Origin of the sequence: Kitasatospora sp. NPDC006697 (assembly GCF_042869935.1) — a bacterium.
Lineage (GTDB): Bacteria > Actinomycetota > Actinomycetes > Streptomycetales > Streptomycetaceae > Kitasatospora.
In genome coordinates, this window is sequence record NZ_JBIAGU010000001.1 from 460,164 (window position 1) to 477,056 (window position 16,893).

A 16,893-nucleotide genomic window follows, 5' to 3' on the forward strand; every position below is an offset into this window, starting at 1 on the left:
CGCGCTTCTGGATAGCCACTCCTCAAGGGGTGATCCGCCGACCGGAAGGTCCGTCAGAGGGCACTGCGCAAAGTGGCTGACGGCAACTCGCCGTAGGCCTGCCGGTATTGGGCGCTGAACCGGCCGAGATGAGTGAACCCCCACCGGATCGCGATGTCGGTCACCGTCCCGCCTTCCCGGCCGTCCGCCACGGTCCGCAGGTCGCGGTGGACGAGGTCGAGCCGCACTCGGCGCAGGAACGCGAGCGGAGTGGTGTTCAGGTGGCTGCGAAAGGCAACCCGCAGGCTCTGCTGGCTGACTCGGGCCGCCGCGGCGATGTCGGCCACCGACACGACCTCGTGCGCGTGCTCCTCACAGAACGCCACCGCCCGGCGCAGTGCCGCGGGAGCGACCGCCAAGCCGTGGTCCGGCGCCGGGGCGGACCAGGAGCTGGGCTGGGCGTCCACCAGCGCGTCGACCAGGAGCCGCTCGAAGTGCCCCAGCCCCAGTGGCGAGCGGCTGCCCAACAGCGAGGTGACGAACTCCTGGAAGCTCAGGGCAAGTTCCAGCCAGGCAGCAACCGCCGGGTTCCGCTCGTCCAGCACCGGCTCGAACCGCGGCAGGGCGCCGGGGGACTCCTCCAGGCGGGCTCGAAGGGCCTGTTCGACCATGCGCGCCGGCAGGATGAGGATGCGGTTGCGCGCGGCCCCGTCCCAGGTCATCGCGAGCCGCTGGCCGGGGCCGGCCAGCCACGGGCCGACCGGCAGGGCCGCGCCGTCAACGGTCACCAAGCCGGCGCCGGAGACCGGGAGCTGGATGTTGTAGAAGTCGGGCAGTTCCCCGGGGACCACCTGGACCTCAGCGCCGTAGCCGAGTTCGTAGAGCGACAGCTGACCCTCGTGAAGGCAGTGGAACCGGCCGTTCAGGTGCTGTCGCTCGGACAGTACCGTCAGGCGGTGCGGTGCGAACCGTTCGGCCACCATGTGGTGAATACTCTCGACACGGTCCCCGTCGTACAGCAACACGGTGGCACTCCCAGAAGCGTCCAACCACGGGCCGCCCCACCACGGTAATCCCCGCAGGATTTAAGCATTCGATGCTCGGCCCGACCTGTTGTCGGATTCTCATCACGGCAGGTATCCAGGTGTCAAGAACAATTCTCCGGTTCGGATGCGGTGTACCCCAGGACCTCCCGGATTCACGGGATACCTGGTTTGCCACCTCTTGTCCGATGTGGAGGTGAAAAGAAGTCCAGCCGGAAGCGGTGCGGCACGCTCCACTACTCGACGGCGGGCTACTTTTCGGCCGCTTTCGTCCATTCAGGACAGATCTATGTCAACCGGTCGGCACCGGCCGGGATTTCACCTGAATCGGTGGCATCGCGTGCAAATCACCGCTAGATTGAGCCGGTGCTCCCTGGGGCGGCACGGGTGGCGAACTCGCCTGGACTCCTCTGCGTGGGCCGCAGCCGTCCGCGCCAACCTGCAGTCACTGCTGGGCTCGACCCGACATTACCGATCGCACTCTCGGTAGCGGATTTACGACCGGATCCTCGGTAGCGGATTTACGACGAAGCCTCGGTCCGGGTGCACGGCCATCACGCGGTACCAGTTCCGTGACGAACAGTGCTCCACAGTACTCGCACGCAATCCCATCTTCCGAAGGGGCGTCAGCGACACATGCCATTATCCAGGATTCGACAGAAAACACTCAGGTGGTACACGCTCGGCATCCCCGGCGTGCTTGCTCTCTCCCTCTGCCTCGCCGTCGGGGCCATGTCCCCCGTCCAGGCGGCCGACCGACCGCCCTCTCCCAACACCTCGGCCGCCGCACCCGCGTCCACCGCTCCGCTCGGCCCCGCCGGCGACGTACTGCTCAACGCCTGGGGTGACCAAGCGGGTTACCACCTCGCGGTGGCCCGCGGCGGCAGCGGCTACAACTGGCACGAGGTCGCCCTGCTGCGCCCGGCCGGCATCTCCGACGACTCCTGGACCGGCTACCAGTGCACCTCCGGCGACGGGAAGTTCGCCGCCGTCACGGTGCTGCCCGCCGGAGCCGTCAACCAGGCCGAGGCCCGCGACCACGGCGCCTTCGCCTACTCCGTCAGCCTCACCGACGGCACGGTCAAGCCACTGGCCGCCGGAGTCGCGCTGAAGTACCACTCACCGGGCTGCGGCACCGCGGACCTTGCCACCTTCACCTCGAACCCCGGCACCGGGCAGCAGAGCACCCAGCTGCTCACGGCCGACCTCGCCGCGGGCACCGTGCTGCGCACCACTACGGTCGACGCGCAGGTCACCTCGGTGGTGCCGACCGCCGACGGCCCGGTCGGCGTGATCGGCGCCAACCTGGTGCAGATCCCGGACAGCGGCGAGCCGAAGCAACTCGCCGCGGTCAAGGGCTCCGCCTTCGACCTGCGGCCGCTCGCCGACGGCGCGCTCGGCCTGGTCACCGTCCGACCCGGCGATCCGCGCGCCACCGTGCTGAAGGAGCACGGCGGCAAGCTCACCGAGGTCGGCTCCGGTCCGCGCGACGCGGTGCAACTGCTGCCCGGCCGTGCCGGCAAGCCCGTCGCCGTCGGCACCGACAAGCTGGACGGCAAGGCCGGACTGGTCGCGGCCGGCACGCACGGCCTGCCGCTCGGCGTCGGGGCCGTCTCGCTCGACGGCGGTGCCGTCCTCGGCCCCGGCCCGCAGACCGACGCTGCCACGCCGCTGGTGGTCGCCACGGCCGGCAGCACCCCGCTACAACGCGGCAAGGCGGACAACTCGGCGACGGCGTCCACCGTGCTGCCAAACACCACGGTCGGCACGGATCCGCTCGCCGGCCCGGCGAAGCCCGGCCAGAGCCCACCCGGCGCATCGCCCGACCCGGCCCGGCCGCAGGCCGCGGCCCCCGATCTCACCGCGGCCAACACCACCACCCCGAAATGCGCCGTCCCCCGCCTCACCGAGAACCGCCAGGTGATGCAGCCCTCCGCCGCCCAGGTGGAGTGGGCGATCCAGATGGCCGAGCAGGGGCTGCTGACCGGCACTCAGTACACCCGCCCCGCGAACTTCGCGAACCTCGGCCTCGTCGCGTACGCCCCCAACGGCGACTTCCCGCGGATTCCGCTCCAGCACCCGGCCGGTGACACCTGGGACTCCGTCCCGCGCTCCGTCTACCAGGCCATCGTTGCGCAGGAGAGCAACTTCAGCCAGGCCTCCTGGCACTCGCTTCCGGGCGTTCCCGGTGACCCGCAGATCGCCGACTACTACGGCGCCGGCGGCACGGTCACCCAACTCGATTACTCCAAGGCCGACTGCGGCTACGGCCTGGGTCAGGTCACCGCGGGCATGTCGGCCGGCGACGGCACGTACTCCGTCCACGGCCAGTGGAAGATCGCGGTCGACTACCAGGAGAACGTGGCCGCGGGCCTGCAGATCCTGGAGAACACCTGGAACAAGCTCTACAGCATGGGGGCGCTGGTCAACGGCGGCGACCCGCGCTACCTGGAGAACTGGTACCTGGCCGCCTGGGCCTACAACTCCGGTATCCAGCCGACCGCCGCCTACGGCAACACCACCAACTGCACCCCTTCCGCGACCTGCACCGGTCCGGACGGCACCTGGGGCCTGGGCTGGGGCAACAACCCGATGAACCCGGACTACCCGCCCAACCGCACCCCGTACCTGTCCACCACGTACGACGACGCGCGCCACCCGGGCAGTTGGCCCTACGAGGAGCGGATCATGGGCTGGATTGGCAGCCCGATCCTCCGCTCGACCGGCACCGCCTTCGCTCCCGCCTACGCCAAGCCGACCTACCACGGCGGCAAGAGCTGGCTGCAGATCCCCGCAATCAGCACGTTCTGCACGGCGGACGACAAGTGCGACCCGAGCTACGTCAACTCGTCGAATCCGAGCATCAGTTACTGCACCCTGGCGGACCGGGAGTGCTGGTGGCACTCTTCCGCCGGCTGGGTCCCCGACTGCACCACCACCTGCACCACCAGTGACTACTCCTGGTCCTCCGGTTCCACCGAGCCCAGCCAGAGCAACCCGCATCCGCCCACCTGCAACCTGGACACCAGCAAGGTGCCCACCAGCTCCAACGGCGCGCCGATCATCGTGGACGAGTCGCAGAGCTACCCGCCGCTCAACCTGGTCGGATGCGCCAACCCCAATTGGAGCCAGGGCGGAACGTTCGGCTACTCCTTCGGTACGAACTCCGCCGGCGCACCACTGGGCGCGATCGACACCCACCAGCTCGGCGTCGGCTTCGGGGGCCACATCCTGTTCACGCACACGGTGGACGGCAGCGACCCGAGCCAGGTCGACACCGGCACCTGGACGCCCAACCTGCCCAGTCTGCAGTACTACAAGATCAAGCTTCACCTGCCGGCCACCGGCGCCACCGCCACCAACGTGGTCTACACGATCAACCCCGGTGGCGGCGTCAGTCCGTGGAAGATCCGGGTGAACCAGGACTGGGGATCCGAACAGTGGGTCACCATCGGCACCTTCGCGATGCAGAACGGCGGCAACGTCCAACTCACCAACAAGAGCGACGTCCCCGCCACCGGCAACGTCAACTACGCCAACTACGACGTCGCCTTCGACGCGATCGCGTTCCTCCCGATGGGAGGCACACCGGGCAAGCCGATCGGCGGACCGCCGACGATCCAGGACGCACCGAAGGGCAGCAACCCGGCCTTCATCCAGTGTGGTTGCGCCCGTCGCACCGCCGGTGACCCGGTGGACACCAGCACCGGCTACTTCGGTGACCAGTTCACCGACCTGAGCACCCCTGGACGGGGCCTGCCGCTGGACTTCACCCGCAGCTACGCCTCCGCGCTCGCCGATCCGAACGGGCCCAACGGCTCGCTCGCCGTCAACGGGCCCTTCGGCTGGGGCTGGACCTACTCCTACAACCTCAGCACAAGCACCGACTCCAGCACCGGCAACGTGACCGTGCGCCAGGAGGACGGCTCCCAGGTCACCTTCGTCAACTCGTCCGGCAGCTATGCGCCGTCGGCCCCGCGCTTCGACGCCACGCTGGTGAAGAACGGCCCGTCGTACACGTACACCCGCCGCTCGAAGGAGATCTACACCTTCGACGCCGCCACGGGTCGACTCACCGCCGAGACCGACCTGGCCGGTTCCAAGGCCAACCCTCCCTACGCCACCACCCTGGCCTATGACGGCAGCGGCCACCTGGCCACCATCACCGACCCGGCCGGCCACGTCTACACGCTCACCTGGTCCAGCAGCCACATCACCGGCCTGTCCGACAGCGCCGGACGGCAGGTGACCTACGGCTACGACGCCAACGGCAACCTGACCGACGTCTACGGTGTCGGCACCACCCGCACTCCCGTCCTGCAGGACGACGACCACGCCCAGTACGGCTACACCGCCGCGCACCTGATGAGCTCGATTCGCACGCCCGCCCAGTACGGCAGCACCGCCACCCCGACCCCCGTGGTCTCCATGACCTACGACGCGTCCGAGCGGGTGCTGACCCAGACCGACCAGGTCGGCGGCGTCACGGGGTTCACCTACGGCCCCGACAGCACCGACAACCTCACCGCCGGCCAGACCCTGATCACCGATCCCGCCGGCCACAAGAAGCTGGACACCTACCAGAACGGCCTGCTGGTCACCGAGACCAAGGGCTACAGCACTGCCGACGCCGGCACCTGGAGCTACTCCTACGACCCGGTCACACTTGGCGTCATCGGCATCACCGACCCCAACGGCGCTGTGCAGACCTTTAGTTACGATGACCACGGGAACCAGATCGCGGCCAGCGACCAACGCGGCTACAGCACCTCCAGTGCCTACAACGGCACCGACGACCTGATCGTCACCACCGACCCGGACGGCCTGCAGACCACCTACAACCACGACGAGAGCGGACACACCGCGGTCAGTGGAGCTGATCAGCTCACCAGCATTACCCAGCAGTCCGCCGACGGCCTGACCACGCCCAGGACCCGCTCGGTCTACTACGACGACCCGGCCCACCCCGCCGACGCGACCCGGTCTGTCGACGCCCGAGGAAACACCACCGGGACCACCTATGACAGCGCGGGCGAGGTGGTCACCAGCACCGATCCGCTCGGACACGTGACCAAGAACGGCTACGACCAGGGCCGCGGCCTGCTCACTTCGACCGTCACCCCGACCGGCACCGCTGCCGGCACGGTTCCCGGCTGCACACCACCGGCCAAGGGCTGCACCACCTACCGGTACGACGCCTGGGGCAACCGCACCGGCACCACCGACCCGCTGGGCCACAGTGTCACGTCGGCTTACGACGCCGACGGCAACAAGACCTCGGAGACCGACGCCAACGGCCGCACCACCACCTATACCTTCGACCCGGCCGACCGGAACACGGTGACCACCCAGGCCGACAACACCCAACTGGCCACCAACTACGACCCGGACGGCACCATCGCCAGAACGGTCGACGCCGCCGGCCACGCCACCGGCTACGGATACGACGGCCAAGGCCGCCAGATCAGCCGCACCGACCCCGACAACCACACCACCACCTCGACTTACGACAGCGCCGGCAACCACAAGACCACCACTGACCCCTCGGGCCGGAGGACGACCTTCGGCTACGACCCGGCGAACCACCAGACCTCTGCCACCTATTCGGACACCGCCACGACAGCAGTCACCATGAGCTACGACGCCGCAGGCCGCCAGGTCGGCATGACCGACGCCAGCGGCGCCAGCACGTGGAACTACGACGTCTTCGGCGAGCTGCTCACCCACACCAACGGCTCCGGGGCGGCCACCGGCTACGGCTACGACCCCAACGGGAACCGAACGAGCATCACCTACCCGGGCGTTGCCGGCCAGACGGTGATCCAGTCGTTCGACGCTGCCGACAACCTCGCTTCGGTGACCGATTCGAGCAGCAGAAAGACCGTCTTCGGCTACACGCCGGACGGTCAGTGGTCCTCGACCACCTACCCGAACGGCACCAGTACCACCACCACGTTCGACGACACCGATCAGCCGGCCGGTGACACGCTCTCCAAGGGGGCGAGCACCCTGGCCGCGCTCACGTATACCCGTGACAACACGGGTCGGCTGAGCAGCCAGACGCCGACGGGCTTGGCCGATGTCGCCCAGACCTACCAGTACACCGCGCGCAATCAGCTCAGCACGGTCAGGACCGCCACAGCCACCATCGGCTACTCCTACGACCAGGCCGGAAACCCCGGCCAACTGGGCAAGGTGACCCAGGCCTTCGACCCGGGCGGAGAGCTGTGCTGGAGCACCGGCGGGGCTGCGCCCGGATCACCGTCCTGCGCCCAACCGCCCTCCGGCGCAACCACCTTCGGCTACGACAGCCAGGGCAACCGCACCGCCCGCACCACCGGAACCGCCGTCTCGACGTTCGGATACGACCAGGCCGGGCACCTGACCTCGGTCAAGACGCCAAGCGCCAGTGCGACCTACCAGTACGACGGATCCGGCCTACGGACCAGCAAGACCGTGGGTGGTGCGACCGACAGCTTCACCTGGGACTCCGGCTCGGTGCCGAGGCTGCTGACCGACAGCACGACCACCTACCTGTACGGGCCGGGCGGGCTGCCGATCGAACAGATCACCGCAGGCGGCACGCAGTGGTTCTTCCATGACCAGCTGGGCTCGACCCGGGCGCTGACCGATGCCACCGGAGCGGTCGTCGCCGGCTACGGCTACGACTCCTACGGCACGGTGACGAGCCAGACCGGCACCGCAACCACCGCACTGCAGTATTCCGGTCAGTACCGGGACGCGGAGACGGGGCTGATCTATCTCCGGGCCAGGTTCTACGACCCGACCACTGCACAGTTCCTCACCGTCGACCCGGCGGTGCAGCTGACGCTCTCGCCCTACCTGTACGCCAGTGACGACCCGCTCAACCTGACGGACCCGTCCGGTCTGTTCGGGTGGGGCAGCATCGTCAACTTCGTACACCAGCATGCGGACCTCATCGGCCAGATCAACTCGGTCGCCACCGCGGTCGCTGTGACCGCCGCTGTCGTGGCCGGCGCATGCGGTGCCGTCGGCGCGCTGCCTTGCGCCGCGGTGGCCGGTGTCGTCGCCACCGTTGCCACCGTGGTCGTGGTCGGGACCCAGGCCCTCACCACTGTCGACCAGTGCTCAACCGGAAGCGGATGGGGCTGCGCGTCGTCGGCTCTCTACCTCGGAGCGGACTTGGTGGGCGCGAAGGGGACCTCGAAGTTGACCCAGGCCGTCATCCAGAGTTCGAGGAAGGTCGGGGTCGACACTACCCTCGACGTGTGGAAGAAGATCTGCTCCAGGTAGCCACCGAGCCTTCCTGATCGGGCGCGCTTCGGGGCGTCACGGACTCTCCCGGTCCGTGACGCCCCACTCGCTGCTCCGCTTCCCGTCCAGTCGTTCCGCGCTACCGAACGGTAGGTCCATAGATGTCCGACCCGAGGCCAACCACTCTGCGAGTCAACAGCACGTTCCTCGTGAGAACGCTGGCGGTGTTCGTGCTACTCGCCGCGGCCAGGGCCGTCCTGACCTCGGACCCGGTGAGCATGGCGGCCTGGTCGTTCACCACCGGTGTCCTGGTCGCGGCACTGCTGCTGACCCGGGCCCCGCTACTGCAACTACGCAATGATCGGCTCTACTTCTGGCGGAAGGTGCGCCGTACTTCGGTCGAGGCGGCGGAGGTCACCGGCGTCCGCATCAAATCCGCGGGCCGGTCCACCTTTCTCGTCGTGGTCGTGGGACACCGCGCTCCGATCCGAGTCCCCCTGAGTATGAGCAGGTCGGAGGACCAAGTCCGGCTCTTGGCAGCGCTGCAGGAGTGGCTGCCGCCAGGGGTTCCCGTGACACGTGCCTCCTGACCCGCCGCCGGGTGGCGGCGCCGCCACGTCCGACTGCTCGTCAACGCACTGAGAGCTGCTCGGAGGCCGTTGCCCACCTGGTGGGAAGAGCGGAGCACGAGATGCTCAGCAGTTGGCCGCTGACACCGGAACTGCCGCGTATGAGCGTGTCTTGGTAGCAGTACTGCGCCAGCGAGCCGGTCCAGCCATCCGCGTAGCTCGTCTCGGAGATGAAGGCGATAGTCACGGACGTGCTTGTCTGGTTGGCGAAGACGTTCGTCACGGTGCTGTTCCTCGCCAAGGCCTGCAGGGAGGTCACGGTCTGCGGGCCTGTGGAGAAGGCCGAGGTCAGCTGGTCGGCGAAGGTGTGCGCACGGGCGTCGACGGCTGCCAGTGCCGCCCTCTTGTTCTTCTTTGGAACGTCCACGAGCTGTTCGTAACCGTTGATCCCGATGACAGTGGCGGTGACGGCCAGGATTCCGACGACAGCCAAGCAGCCGATTCGGACAGCTCGCATTGTTTGCTCTCCACGGTTCGTGGCCGGGGCCCGGGCCCCGGCCACGATGAGTTGCAGGTTTGTGTGGCCGGTCAGTACTGGATACCGCTCAGTGCCATCTGCAGCGCCAGGGCGTATCGCTGCGTTCCCGTGTTGTTCGGGTGGTAGGCCTCCATGCTGACACAAAGCCAGGTCGACCAGTCGGTGGGCTTGACCGGGCAGGAGAAGTCTGCCGGGCCGGTGGGCGCTAGGACGACGTCGTTGATGCCCTCCCCACTCGCGCCGCACACACCTTGGCTGAGGAACTCCACGCCGGGCCAGTAGAAGGTGACCGGCGCCGGGTCAGTGGGGTCGCTCTGCGCCGCGGTCGCCGCGCGCTGCTGGGCATCCCGCATGGCGTCCGCCCAGCCGTTGAGTTGGGTCGCTGCGCTCGGTGTCATCACGCTGCAGCCGGCTGCGTAGTGAGACATATCGAAGAGTTCGGGATAGCCGAGCAGGACGATCTTGGCGTTCTTGGCCTTGTCGTGGATGTGCTGGATCAGGCTCTGGAGCGGTGTGACGATGTTGTTGATCTGGGTTGCGACGGTGCTGTTCTGCGGACAGTTCAGCTGTCCGCAGGCTGCCACTACCGAGCCGAATCCTGCATCGTTGCCGCCGGCGGTCAGGGCGACCAGGGTGGTGTTGTCGTCCAGGAAGCCGGAGGTGAGTTGGGGCACCTCGTGGTGCAGGCCGAGTGAGCCCCAGCCGGCTGCTGGACCCATCGTGTCGATGTCGAAGGTATAGGCACCCGAACAGGCTGTGCTGTGGTAGTCGAGGGTGCCGTCATAGGAGTCGGCCATGCTCCCGACCGTGCCCGGCCTACCGGGCAGCACTGACTTGCGGATCCACGAGTTCTGGCTCCGCCGGCAGGCGTTCCAGCCGCGGCCTGGTGACGACTGCGTCTTCTGATCGGCGTACGGACCCGTGTCGGTCCCGGAGATGTACGGCTCGGCTCCTTCGCCCGAGGCGTAGGAGTCTCCCATCTGGACGACGAAGTCCCTCGGCTTGGCCGGGAGCGGTTGGAAAGCGGTGGCGTCCCAGGCCACGTCCTCGCCGCCGACGCCGACGCCGTCCTGGGTGTAGTTCGTCAGCTGCAGCCCTTGGAACCCCGTTCCGGCGGCGAAGTCGAACACGCCGAGGCTGATCCAGTGATTGGAGTTGGAAGCGACGTTCAGGATCCGGTTCTCGGTCTTCCCGTTGCCGAGGTTCACGGTGTAGATGGCTTGCTGGGTCTTCGAGCCGCTGTCGGGAAGGTGGACGAAGACCCGGGTCCAGGCGTTGATCGGCTGGTTCAGCTGCCAGGTGCCCGTGATCGCCATGGTGCCGGTGGGCTGGGGCGGCTGCGTGGACGGGTCGGTGCTGTTGGTGACGTACGAGTTGCTGTTCGGGGCGCCGCGGGTGTGGGCGTACCAGAAGTGGTCGTCGAACCCGCCGCCGATCTGGTGGAGGTCCGCCTTGGCTTCGTAGGTGCCGTTGGCGTCGGGCTGGAAGTTGAAGCTGAGCGTGCCGGCGTCGGTCCAGCTGACAGCGCACTCCGGCCGCAGCGGCGGGGTACCGCCCGATACGGAGTCGATGACGAGGGAGCCGGCCGGCGGGGTGTCACCGCCGCTGCCGATGGCGCGGCAGTCCGGCGCACCGGTGGTGCCGTTGCCCGGTTCGGTGCGCAGGGTCTTGTAAGTCAGCGTCTCGTGGCCGCAGTTCCCACCGGCGCAGTCCTTCCAGGTGGCATCGCCGTGCCACCAGTAGGGGGTGTCGCAGTTCGGGTCGCCGACGTGGTTGAGTTCGCAGCCGGGCGGCGCCAGGACACTGCAGTTGTTGGCGGCGTTGCAGAACGTGTCGAGCGAGGGCTTGACCAGGCTGCGCTCGCCACTGGTGAGCCACCAGGCGGCCGCGTAGCCGGCGGTGTTGCCGTGGTTGGGGTTGCCGTTGTCGTCGTACGAGCGGCCGGTGTCGATGGGCCAGGCCGCCCAGCCCAGCACCTTCTCCTCGTAGGGCCAGTTCTGCGGGTGGGCAGCGTCGGCGTAGTGGTTGTTGTCGAGGAAGGGGGTGCGGATGGGCGGGTAGATCGGGTTGGCCGGGTTGTTGAGGTAGCCGAGTCCCCACGGCGCGCTGGGGTTGCCGGGCTGGTACTCGTTGAAGCCGGCATTGTAGGCCCAGACCGCGGCGAACCAATTCTCGATGGCGGACGGGTCGTTGTTGTTGATCTTGACGGAGCCCAGCGGGTCCTGGAGCTGGTTCCACTTGCTCGCCAGGGTCTGGGCGGCGACGGCGATGTTGGAGGTGTAGTCCAGTGCGACGGCCTTCTGCCAGTTCGCGGGCCACACCACGTCGCCGGGGCGGAGCTGGTTGGGGCCGTGCATTCCGTCGGTCTGCTGGCCGATGCCGTACCCGCAGTCGACCTTCGTCCAGTCGATCTGCCACGGGTTGGCGGCGTTGGAGCCACTGGGGAGGCCGTAGAAGTTGCCGGTCAGCGGGTTGCCGAACTGGCCCGGGATCGCGCCGCCTTCGGCCTGCCAGAGGTTGGATTCCTGGGCCAGGACGCCGAGCAGGATCTGGGCGGGGATGCGGCCGCCACCGGAGAGCGCCGGCAGCGGGAACATGCCCTGGGGGTCGGCGGTGCCCAGTCCTTCGAGGGAACGCCAACCGCCTTGGCGGACCCAGCTGCTGGTCAGATCGCCGCGAACCGCCATGTCCGCGGCCCACTCGACCTGCCCGCCGGTCGGCTGATAGGCCTGTTGGCGGGGATCGTTGCGGGGGACGGAGCAGCCGCGGTCATCGTCCACGGTCGAGCTGGGGCTGCCCGCGATCGACGGGGCGGCGGCACTGCCGGCCTGTGCGTTCGGCGAGCCCTCGCTTGCTCGCGCCGCATTCGCCAGTGCCGGCGACGTGACCTGGCCGCCGCCGCTGGTCGGGTCGTCCGCTGCCAGGGCGAAGGAGAGCTTCTTGCCGGTGGCGGGCACCTCGGTGTCGATCTGCACCGGCCCTTGGCCCCCGTCGTCACTGGGCGGGTCGAGCGGATTCCTCGCCATGGCCCGGACGCGGGCAGAGGTTACCTGGTCGATGGCGATCGCGCCCTTGGTGGAGACCTCGGAATCGGGACGGACGGCGAGGCGCTTCACCGGCGCGGGCAGACTGGAAACGGCATCCGGCTGCCCGGTGAGGAAGACCGTTCCCCCGCTGCCCGCGGAGAGGTCGAGGTTGCCTGGCTTGCCGTGCGCGAGCTCCGCAACGCTGTCCTTGGACAGGCGCTTCGCGGTGCTCGTCGTACCGTCGGTGTCCATGAAGGCGATGCCGCCGTCCGCGTCCGGGTGGACGGAGAAGGCCGGACGGGTGGTGGCGGCGAGGACCTGGCTGTGACCGGCGTCGTCGACGTGCACGAGTCGGGTGCCGGCGGCGGCGACCACGCCGTCCCCGACCGGCACGGCCGAGGTGAGTTCTCCCGGCACGGTGGTCGCCGTGAGCTGCTTGCCGCTCGCAGCGTCGAACCTCAGCAGCCGGGTCCGGCCCAGGTCCCCGTCGCCGCCCTGGGTGAAGACGACGTCCTCCCCCGCGCCGCAGCCCGGGTCGAAGTAGGCCAGGGACACCTGGTCGGGCAGTTTGGTGACGGCGCCGGTCTGCAGGTCTACGATCGCCGCGAACGCGCCGCGTTGCATCAGGTCGGGCGTGTTGGTGAAGCCGCGCGGGGCGTAGACCACCGCCGCGCGCTTGCCGGACGCGGTCACGCAGGCGTTGCCGATCCACAGGTCGGCCGGGACCGGCTCGGAGAGGGAGGCGGCCGTACGCCACTGGTAGGCCTGCCCGCTGTCCGCGACGAGGACGTGAAACCCCGCCTGGTCCCCGCTGGTCGTCACCGCGCGGTCGCCGGAGGTCCTCCAGTCCTTGGGCAGTGACGCATCCGGATCCGAGACCTTGGCGGATCCGCCTTGGCCCGGTTGACCGCCGGCCCCCGCGGAGGGGGTCGCCGTCGCCACCGGGCCCGCCGGTGCGGCATGAGCCGTGGCCGGCAGACCGATCGCCAGGCCCGGCAACAGGGCGAAAACGCCGGCCAGGAGTGTACTTCGTCGTTTGCGTCGCATCGATTCCCCTCGACGAACTTCGTGGTCAGTGGAACCACTGAGGTGCAGGAACGCAGCAGCGCGCAATCACGCCGGCACACCAACCGTCACGCAGGCATGAGCCTTTGTCGAGATCTCCTTGAGGTGCATCGACGTCCGACAATTGGCGGTCACACGATGGCGAATGACGACCTGCCCGCCAGTCAACTCGCCTACTGGAAAACTAATCTGATAGGCAGTCAGCTGAGCAGCCCGCCCTTACCCTCAGCGGGGTTTGCTGCTCCAAACTAGGCGACAGTTCGCCCTCGACGCTACCAGAATCCGTGAAATGGCTTCTGACCAGGACTCGTTGCGGGCGATCGGAAGCGGGTTTCAGTTCGCATGAGATGCAATGTCGGACATGTGCCGCGTGGGCGAGCAAGTAGCCGCGCCCCCAACTGCACTGCGTGGGCGGCCGGTCCGCGTTCCGCCGCCCATGCCTGCCGGAACGCCGAGGGCCCCGGCTCGCGCATCGCTGCGCGGGCCGGGGCCCTCGGACTGTCATACCGTCAGCTCAGGAGCATCACGGCGACGGGCTCCCGCCCGGCGCCGGCGAACCCGAGGCGTTCGGGTCCGGGCTCGGGGTCGGGTTCTGCGGCGGGACCGGCGGCAGGTTGACCTGCGGGAACTGGCTGGCCGGAACGCCGTCCAGGGCGCCGGCCATCGCGGTGCGCCAGACCGGGCCGGCCACCTGGGCGCCGAAGGCCTGCGTGATGGTGGAGCCGCCGAAGCGCTGGCCCTGCAGCGGCTCCTGCGCACCCATGTCGCTGACCAGGGTGGCACCCACCAGGTCGGGGGTGTAGCCGACGAACCACACCTGCTTGCCGTCGTTGGTGGTACCGGTCTTGCCCGCGTTGTCGCGGTCGTCCAGGCCGATGCCGTTGGCGGTACCGCCGTCCTGCACCACGCCCTTGAGCATCGCGCTGATGGTGTCGGCGGTGGTGGAGGTCATCGCCGGGGAGCAGTTGCTCGGCGGGATCGGCAGGTTCTTGCCGTCCGGGCCGGTGACCCCGGTGATCGCGGTCGGCGTGCAGTAGGTGCCGTGCGCGGCGAAGGCGGCGTAGGCGGCGGCCATGTCCAGCGGGGTGAGCTCGTTGGTGCCCAGTGTCATCGAGGCGACGACCGCCAGCTTGTCACCGCCGGCCTGCTGGGTGATGCCCAGCTTGTTGGCCATCTGGGCGACGTTGCAGAGGCCGACCTGGCCCTCCAGGGTGGCGAAGTAGGTGTTGATCGAGGCGGCCAGCGCGTTGGACATCGCGAAGGTGCCGGCCTCACTCGGCGAATCGTTGTGCACCTGGCCGGCCGGCCCGCGCGCGGCGACGAGGCGGGCACCCTGGCAGTCCGTCATCGTCGGCCACACGATGCTGTACGGGGTGTTGAAGTTGGTGTCGGGGCCCATCCCGGCCTCCAGCGCCGCCGCGGCCGTGATCGCCTTGAAGGTCGAGCCGGTCTGGAAGCCTCCGCCGCCGCCCATCGCCTTGCTGACGTTCAGGTTCAGCGTGGTCTGGTTGTCGGACAGGCCGTACGGGCGGCTCTGGCCCATCGCCAGGATCTTGCCTGTGCCGGGCTGGACCATGCTCATCACGGCCACCGGCTTGTCGGTCGCCTTGGCCTTGGTGGTGAGCGCGGTGTTCAGCGCGTTCTGCGACTTGGGGTCCAGGGTGGTGTGGATCTGCAGGCCGCCGCGGTTCCACAGCGCCTGCCGGTCCGCCGCGCTGGCGCCGAAGGCGGGCTGGCTGAGCACCAGCTTCTTCACGTAGTCGCAGAAGAACCCTTCGCCGTTCTTGGCGGTGATGCAGCCCTGCTGCGGGCGGCTGACCTGCAGCTTGATGTCGGTGGCGATCGCGGCGTCGGCGTCGGCCTTGGAGACGGAGCCGTACTGCGCCATCTTCTTCAGGACGGTGTCGCGGCGCTCCTTGGCCTTGTCCAGGTGCAGGATCGGGTCGTAGTTGGTCGGCGACTGCTCGATGCCGGCCAGCAGGGCCGCCTGCGGGAGGGTCAGGTCCTTGGCGTGGACGCTGAAGTACCGCTCGGAGGCCGCCTCGATCCCGTACGCCTGCTCACCGAAGAAGGTGATGTTCAGGTAGTTGGTGAGGATCTGGTCCTTGGAGAGGGTCTTCTCCACGTCGATGGCGTAGCGCATCTCCTGGAGCTTGCGACCGACGGTCTGCCGCTGCGCCTGGGCCACCTTGGCCGGGTCGTCGCCGGCCTCGTCGACGAAGACGTTCTTCACGTACTGCTGGGTCAGCGTGGAGGCGCCCTGGGTGCCGCCGCCGCTGGAGTTGTGGCTGAGTGCGCGGGCGATGCCCTTGGGGTCGATCGCGCCGTGCTCGTAGAAGCGGTTGTCCTCGATGTCCACCAGGGCCTTGCGGACCAGCGGCGAGATCTGGTCGGCCGGCACCACGGTGCGGTCGCGGTCGTAGGCGACGGCTATCAGGTTGTTGCCGGCGTCGAAGATGGAGGAGGCCTGGGACAGCGGCGGAGTCTTGAAGTCGTCGGGCAGGCTCTCGAAGCTGTCGGCCGACGCCTTGGCCCCCAGCCCGATTCCCCCGACGAACGGCAGCGCCATGCCCGCCACCAGCAGACCGGCCGTACCGCTCACGAGCAGGAAGCGGAATCCCAGCACGGTCAGCGCGATCGGGCCGCGCACTCGGGTTGAATTCTTTGACGTCACGTCAGAAGGGTACGATCCTATTTTTTAAAATCGGCCGCCGGGGTGCCCCTGCTCGTAACAACTCCGCTACAAACGGCGTGGCGACTGGGGACCGGACGGCTTCGGAGCGTCAGAACCGCAGGTCAGGGGCCTGAAGGCCCGGTCGCTCAGGCGGCGGTCAGCCGCTCCCAGACGGATTTCACCTGCTCCTCGAGTTCCGCCAGGCTGCCATTGTTCTCCACCACCAGATCGGCGATCGCGAGCCGCTGCTCACGGGTGGCCTGGGCGGCCATCCGGGAGCGGGCTTCCTCCTCGGTCATGCCGCGCAGCCGGACCAGGCGGTCCAGCCGCACCTGCTCGTCGGCGTCCACCACCAGCACCTGGTCGTAGAGCGGCGCCAGCCCGTTCTCGGCGAGCAGCGGCACGTCGTGCACCACCACGGCGCCGGGGGCGGCGGCCGCCTCCAGCTCGGCGGACCGCTCCCGCACCAGCGGGTGCACGATGGCGTTCAGCGCCTTCAACCGCTCGGGGTCGGCGAAGACCACGGCGCCGAGGGCGGGGCGGTCCAGCGAGCCGTCGGGGGCGAGCACGCCGGGGCCGAACTCGGCGGCGACGGCGGCCAGGCCCGGGGTGCCGGGGGCCACCACCTCACGGGCGATCAGGTCGGAGTCCACCACCACCGCGCCGTAGGAGGCCAGCAGCCTGGAGACCGCGCTCTTGCCCGCGCCGATCCCGCCCGTCAGTCCGATCTTCCGCATGGCGGCAGCCTATCCGGCTGCCGCCG

7 protein-coding genes are annotated in these 16,893 nt (G+C 68.8%); 2 read left to right on the top strand and 5 right to left on the bottom strand.

Annotated features, from left to right (window positions below):
- Window positions 1–53: 53 nt before the first annotated feature.
- Window positions 54–1,004: an AraC family transcriptional regulator gene (locus tag ACFYNO_RS02060; RefSeq protein ID WP_388003674.1), complete on the bottom strand. Its 951-nt coding sequence runs from the start codon at window positions 1,002–1,004 to the stop codon at window positions 54–56.
- Window positions 1,005–1,754: 750 nt separating this feature from the next.
- Between ACFYNO_RS02060 and ACFYNO_RS02065 the strand changes: the two genes are divergently transcribed.
- Window positions 1,755–8,297: an RHS repeat-associated core domain-containing protein gene (locus ACFYNO_RS02065; RefSeq protein WP_388003677.1), complete on the top strand. Its 6,543-nt coding sequence runs from the start codon at window positions 1,755–1,757 to the stop codon at window positions 8,295–8,297.
- Between the two features lie 122 nt (window positions 8,298–8,419).
- The gene (locus ACFYNO_RS02070) at window positions 8,420–8,848 is read left to right on the top strand and encodes a hypothetical protein (RefSeq protein WP_388003680.1); all 429 of its coding nucleotides are present in this window, start codon (window positions 8,420–8,422) and stop codon (window positions 8,846–8,848) included.
- A gap of 40 nt (window positions 8,849–8,888) precedes the next feature.
- Here the strand turns inward: ACFYNO_RS02070 and ACFYNO_RS02075 are convergent, their stop codons facing one another.
- From ACFYNO_RS02075 to coaE, 4 genes are all read right to left on the bottom strand, one after another.
- Window positions 8,889–9,320 carry a hypothetical protein gene (locus tag ACFYNO_RS02075; protein ID WP_388003683.1) on the bottom strand — a complete coding sequence of 144 codons (432 nt, stop codon included), beginning with the start codon at window positions 9,318–9,320 and terminating at the stop codon, window positions 8,889–8,891.
- A 95-nt stretch (window positions 9,321–9,415) separates the two neighbouring features.
- Entirely contained in the window at window positions 9,416–13,438 is a 4,023-nt protein-coding gene (locus tag ACFYNO_RS02080) for an SGNH/GDSL hydrolase family protein (protein ID WP_388003686.1), read from the bottom strand.
- Window positions 13,439–13,979: 541 nt separating this feature from the next.
- The gene (locus ACFYNO_RS02085; RefSeq protein ID WP_388003689.1) at window positions 13,980–16,106 is read right to left on the bottom strand and encodes a transglycosylase domain-containing protein; all 2,127 of its coding nucleotides are present in this window, start codon (window positions 16,104–16,106) and stop codon (window positions 13,980–13,982) included.
- Window positions 16,107–16,276: 170 nt separating this feature from the next.
- On the bottom strand, window positions 16,277–16,867 hold the full coding sequence (coaE, locus tag ACFYNO_RS02090) for a dephospho-CoA kinase (RefSeq protein ID WP_388003692.1): 591 nt from the start codon (window positions 16,865–16,867) through the stop codon (window positions 16,277–16,279).
- Window positions 16,868–16,893 lie beyond the last annotated feature (26 nt).

Excerpts from the sequence above, each read along its gene's own strand:
- ACFYNO_RS02065 (WP_388003677.1), top strand. The coding sequence starts at position 1,755 with ATGTCCCCCGTCCAGGCGGCCGACCGACCGCCCTCTCCCAACACCTCG.
- ACFYNO_RS02070 (WP_388003680.1), top strand. The coding sequence starts at position 8,420 with ATGTCCGACCCGAGGCCAACCACTCTGCGAGTCAACAGCACGTTCCTC.
- ACFYNO_RS02080 (WP_388003686.1), bottom strand. The coding sequence starts at position 13,438 with ATGCGACGCAAACGACGAAGTACACTCCTGGCCGGCGTTTTCGCCCTG.
- coaE (WP_388003692.1), bottom strand. The coding sequence starts at position 16,867 with ATGCGGAAGATCGGACTGACGGGCGGGATCGGCGCGGGCAAGAGCGCG.